At 32.8% G+C, this 5,628-nt stretch carries 4 protein-coding genes and 1 pseudogene; 3 read left to right on the forward strand and 2 right to left on the reverse strand.

Going from position 1 to position 5,628, the window contains the following annotated elements:
• Together COZ07_RS08870 and COZ07_RS08875 are read left to right on the forward strand one after the other, a co-directional pair.
• The coding region (locus COZ07_RS08870; RefSeq protein ID WP_406608206.1) for an AlwI family type II restriction endonuclease at positions 1–1,543 on the forward strand (1,543 nt) is incomplete at its 5' end.
• 2 nt (positions 1,544–1,545) lie between these two features.
• On the forward strand, positions 1,546–2,319 hold the full coding sequence (locus COZ07_RS08875) for a site-specific DNA-methyltransferase (RefSeq protein WP_406608207.1): 774 nt from the start codon (positions 1,546–1,548) through the stop codon (positions 2,317–2,319).
• Between the two features lie 119 nt (positions 2,320–2,438).
• On the opposite strand, the gene COZ07_RS08880 is transcribed toward COZ07_RS08875, so the two are convergent.
• Positions 2,439–3,374, reverse strand: coding sequence for an IS110 family transposase (locus tag COZ07_RS08880; RefSeq protein ID WP_406608208.1), 936 nt, complete (start codon positions 3,372–3,374; stop codon positions 2,439–2,441).
• 426 nt (positions 3,375–3,800) lie between these two features.
• Between COZ07_RS08880 and COZ07_RS08885 the strand changes: the two are divergent.
• Positions 3,801–5,004: pseudogene (locus COZ07_RS08885) on the forward strand (aldo/keto reductase).
• Between the two features lie 52 nt (positions 5,005–5,056).
• On the opposite strand, the gene COZ07_RS08890 reads toward COZ07_RS08885, so the two are convergent.
• Positions 5,057–5,371: a hypothetical protein gene (locus COZ07_RS08890; protein ID WP_406608209.1), complete on the reverse strand. Its 315-nt coding sequence runs from the start codon at positions 5,369–5,371 to the stop codon at positions 5,057–5,059.
• Positions 5,372–5,628: the final 257 nt, after the last annotated feature.

Consider the following 5,628-nt stretch of genomic DNA (forward strand, 5'->3'; position numbering starts at 1 on the left):
CCGAAACCATTCATATGGACAAAGACAGCAAATGAGATTCTTAGAAAACTACCTAACTGTAAAGATACTTCCGTTACAAGACACTAGCTTGGGGAAATTATTTTTAAGAGACGATTTTGATCTTGGTGAAATATTTTTTAGAAGTTTTATAAAGTGGCAAATCCCAAATCTTGATAGCAATGATTATAAACTTGAAGATGGTTATGACATAAAACCATTTATTGGTGTTCTTCATCTTATTCAGAAAGTAAATGAAAAATCAGAAAAATTAGAGGAAAAAGTAAAAGGAATCAGCAAAGAAGAATTTTCTTTATTTTGTCCAACCTTAGTTAATTATGAAGATATTGACTCTTGTGCTGAAAAAATTATTACATTGAGAGGAAATCTTAGAGGCAAAACAAAACAGGAGCAAAGAATAATTTTAGATAGATATAAAAAAGTTTTTGCAAAAGAATTTTTAGGAACAGCAAATAGTATAGAGATTCAAAAATTATTAAAAAACCTCAAAGATTACGGAGACAACGCTATTAGATACTTTCGCTTAACACGTTACATCTATATTCGTGGAGGTGGTTTTTATATTGATTTAGAGCCAAGGAGATCGGTTGAAATTAATGCTTTATTGGATTTTGATAATGCTCAATCTAAAACCTTTGGATCAAAAGAGGAATACTTAGATTATATTTCTGATATTTCTAAGCCAAAACTACCATGGGAAACTAAAGAAAAACTTACTGAAATTGCCATAAAATTACTGGAAAACATAAAGTCATATGAGAAAGAAATAGTGGCAACACCAAAAACTTTTTTGGATTATAAAAAATTTGACGAAGATGAACTAAAAATATTTATTGATGATTTGAGACACTATCGAAGAGAGCTACAAGACAAACAAAATCATCAAAAATCACAAGAAATTGAACAGATCAAAAAATACATCGAAGAACTTGAAAATATTTTTAATGCCGATGATAAATCAATCTTATTGGAAAAACTTTTATCGCTCGGGCTTAATGCCTTAAATGATGCCTTAAAAATAAAACCGAACTATCCCGTAGGAGATGACAACGAACCAACCTTTACAGCTCCAGCAAATATACCAGATATTGAGTGTTTTTATGAAAATTACAATGCAATTTGTGAGGTTACAATGCTTACGGGGCGTAACCAATGGTATAACGAAGGTCAGCCGGTGATGAGACATTTAAGGGATTTTGAAAATAAATATCAAGACAAGAAGGCTTATTGCTTGTTTGTAGCTCCAAAATTACATCGAGACACAATAAACACTTTTTGGACTGCTATAAAATATGAATATGAAGGGCAAAAACAAAGAATTATCCCCTTATCAGTCAATGTCTTTGTAGAACTTCTAAAAATTCTTGTCGAAATAAAGCAAAATGGAAAATTCTTGAGGCACAACGAACTCTTTAGTCTTTATGATAAAATTCTAGAAGCCTCAAAAAACTTATCCGATTCAAACGAATGGATAAAAAATATTTCGAATACTATTACATCTTGGCAAAAAGGCCTTAATATTTAACTATGAAAAAAAATATTATTTACAACGGCGACTGCATAGAAATCTTAAATAAAAAAATTGATGAGAATTCAATTGATCTTATTTTTGCCGATCCTCCATATAATCTTTCTGGAAACGGCTTAAAGTGGAAAGGAAGTAAAACAGGCGGAGATTGGTATATGGTAAACGAACATTGGGACAAAATGACAGCTCCTGAATATCTACAATTTACAAGAAAATGGATCAGGGGAGGTTATAAGGTTCTAAAAGAAACAGGATCAATTTACATTGCCTGCAGTTATCACAATATAGCCGAAGTAATGATAGTCTTAAAGCAACTTGATTTTAAAATAAACAATATCATTACTTGGTACAAAACAAACGCGATGCCAAACATGACAAAACGAGTTTTTACTCATTCGACTGAATTTGTTGTTTGGGCAGTAAAAGGGTCTGGTTGGACTTTTAATTACGAAAAAATCAAAGAGATCAATCCTGAAAAACAAAAGAATGGAGAAGAAAAGCAAATGCGTGATTTATGGGAAATACCATTAGTTCAAGGGAAAGAGAGAATTAGAGGAAAAGACGGAAAAGCATTACATCCAACGCAAAAACCGGAAGAAATGCTAAAAAGAATTATTTTAGCAAGCTCAAATAAGGGCGATATTGTTTTAGATCCGTTCTTAGGAAGCGGAACAACTGCCGTTGTAGCTCAAAGATACGGTCGCAATTGGATTGGCATTGAAAAAGAAATACAATATGTAAAGATTGCTAAAAAAAGATTATTGATTAAATAATAAATAATAAATAGGGAATAAAATAATAAAATAATAAAATAAAATAGATACTGTGTTGAAAGTCAACCCGCAAACTCTCACTTTAGACGCTGTATTTTATTATAAATATTTTAAAAAATCTAAGCAGCAACATATTCGGTCTTATCTCTATACATAGCATGAGCTATTAAGAGTATCTTTCTCATAGAAGCAATTATGGCTAATTTCTTGACCTTATGATTAGTTAATAATCTTTGATAAAATATCCTTATCTTTTGATTATGAACCGTGGCACAAACGGTAGGTAGATAGAATACCTTACGGTATATTCCCTTGCCGTTTTTGCTGATCTTAACCTTACCCTTTACCGAGGTTCCAGATTCTCTTCTGGTAGGGTCTAATCCTACTAAAGCAGTGATCTGTGCCCGGTTGGTACCTGGATAAGTTTTAAATAGAGTAAGTAGGACGATAGCCGTTTTTTCCCCTACCCCAGAGATAGTAAGCAACCTCTGGTAATCTTCTTTTAGGTTCTGGTTTTTACTAACGTATTCTTTGATATCATTAAAGATCTTATCTTCTAATTCTTGAGCTCTTTTTAACTCTTTTTTGATCAGAGTAATGAGTTGCTTATCTCGCAAGCTCTCTAAATGATTAGATAAAGCTACTCTCTGTTTTACGGCAAATTCATAACTTACCAGATAACTGGATAGGGTCTTAGCCTGTTGGTCTATTTCAGGTACCTTGATATCCTTTGCCTCCGTAAGCTTATGGAATTGATAGAGAGTTCGAGCATCAATCTTATCGGTCTTGGGGCGTATACCTAAACTCCGGGCAAAGTTATGGCTCCTCTTGGGGTTTACGATATAAGCCTTTATACTATTTTCGGCACAAAATTCTTTTAAGTATTGTGAGTATATCCCGGTTGGTTCAAAGATGATAACTATCTCTGAAAGAGGATATTTCTTTTTTAGGTATTTTTTAAAAGCGTTTAAACCTTCTTGATTTATAAATTTTAAATCTTTACCATCAAATACCGATAGGTCTTTCTTTGATACGTCAATTCCGATATAATACATAATGAAACCTCCTGATGATTTTTTAGGAGAGTTTGCATGGTCGCCCTTCTATAACTTTACCTTGTGGTAATGCAAGCTGAAATATTTAATATTTCGCTTCTGATACTGTCCAAGATTGTAGAAGGGCGGTCCATCTATAAAACGAGCTAATCATCAAAATAATGATTGCTCCAGGGACACAACGGTCTTAACCAACTACAAACTCATCCAGTATCATATTAACATATTTTCTAGATCAATAATAAGTTACTAGTAATATACAAGAGACACATCCCATTTTCTTAGATGATTAATATTTTATTTTTAAATTAGATAAATAGAGAAGGTATACCAGGTTAATAATCCGGTAAATTTTAGCGGACAACCTATGGGATCTGAGGAGCTATAGGATGTGTCTCTATTTAAATTATATTTGGAGAGGATTTTATGAAGTATCGAAAATTTGGCTCTACCGGCTTTAAAGTATCAGCTCTTGGATTAGGCTGTATGAGGCTTCCAACAAAAAAGTTGATGCCTTTACAGGTCGATATGCCAAAATCAATTAAACTGATTAAAAGTGCAGTCGATAAAGGAATTAACTACCTAGATACTGCATGGGTATATCATTTTGGTGCAAGTGAAAAAATTGTGGGCATGGCACTGCAGGGTGGTTATAGAGAAAAAGTTCATTTAGTTACCAAGAGCCCGTTATTTTTGGTGAACAAAGCAGAAGATTTTGATAAATTTTTAAATAAACAATTAAAAAAATTGCAAATTGATTATATAGATAGCTATCTTTTTCATGCCATGAATAAATCAGGGTTGGAAAAATTAAAAAAATATAATTTAATTGATAAAATGATAGAAGCTAAAAAAAATGGTAAAATAAAGTATATTGGTTTTTCATTTCACGATACCTTGCCGGTATTTAAAGAGGTTGTAGATTTTTATCCTTGGGATGTAGTGCAAATACAATACAATTATATGGATACAGCAATTCAAGCAACAACCGAAGGCTTAAAATATGCAGCGGGAAAAGGAATGGCAGTGGTGATTATGGAACCTCTAAAAGGGGGGAAGATTGGCCAACCCGCCCGCTGAAGCATGGGAAGTTATGAAAAGATCGAAAATAAAAAGATCTCCGGTTGATTGGGCACTACAGTATTTGTGGAATCTTCCGGAGATATCCGTGGTTTTAAACGGAATGAATAGCTTGCAAATGTTAAATGAAAATTGTGATAGTGCTGGCCGATCGGGGGTAAGTTCTTTACAGGAAGAAGATTTGAACATCATAGGTGATTTAATTAAAATTTATCGTAAGAAAATATTGGTTCCCTGTACATCCTGCAAATATTGCTTGCCCTGTCCTTCCGGGGTAAATATTCCCCAGAATTTTGCTATCTTAAACAATGTAGCCTTGGAAAAAAGCAATGTTCGTAAATGGTTAAATAAACGGGATTATAAAAAAATGGCCAACTCTCCGAAAAAGTTAAACCAGACCAAATCTAACGGAAATGCATCATTATGTATCAACTGTGGAATTTGTCTTGAAAAGTGTACCCAAGAAATAAATATTCCGAATGAATTAAAAAATGTACACTTAATCTTAAAAAAAGGTAAAAAAATTAGCGATATCTATAAAGATAAATAAATTAATAATAAATAAAATAAATAGGAACAGGACAGGCTACTTTTATATTCATTTATTTTGAAATAATTTCTCTTATCTTTCTGATCCATTTTAATTCCTCTTCTCTGGGTAGTCTTTTTATTTCTTCTTTCTGTTTTACTGGAGGGAGTAACTCTTCTGGTTTTTCATATGATTCTAAGGTGGTATAGTCTTCTTTAAGGGCAGCAATGAGCCAGCCGGCTGGATTTACTACCTTTCTCTTGATCTGGAGAAGTTCTAATTTTTCCTCAATACCCTCTAAGGAATAATTTAAAATTATTTTATCGATTGATTTTTTATCCAGATTTAATTTTTTCAATTCTTCTTTTATCCTTTCTTTCTTATCCATAATTATTTTCTGGGGATTATTTTGATTAGGGGAAGGAACTTCTTTCGCTATCCCGGAGATGATTTCTTCCTTATCTTCTGGTAGTCTTTCTACGGGAGGAAGAAGAATCCGGTCTTTATCTAATAAGCCTATCTGATAAAGATTATGGTCATATCCTCCCGAGGAAGGTTTTTGTTTTAATAGAAGGCCAGGCAGTATCTTTTCCTTTATGACAGTAACTTAAGAGCTCTAGATAGAGTATAGCTGGGCCAAGACTA

The organism is Candidatus Infernicultor aquiphilus (assembly GCF_002784285.1).
GTDB lineage: Bacteria > Atribacterota > Phoenicimicrobiia > Phoenicimicrobiales > Phoenicimicrobiaceae > Infernicultor > Infernicultor aquiphilus.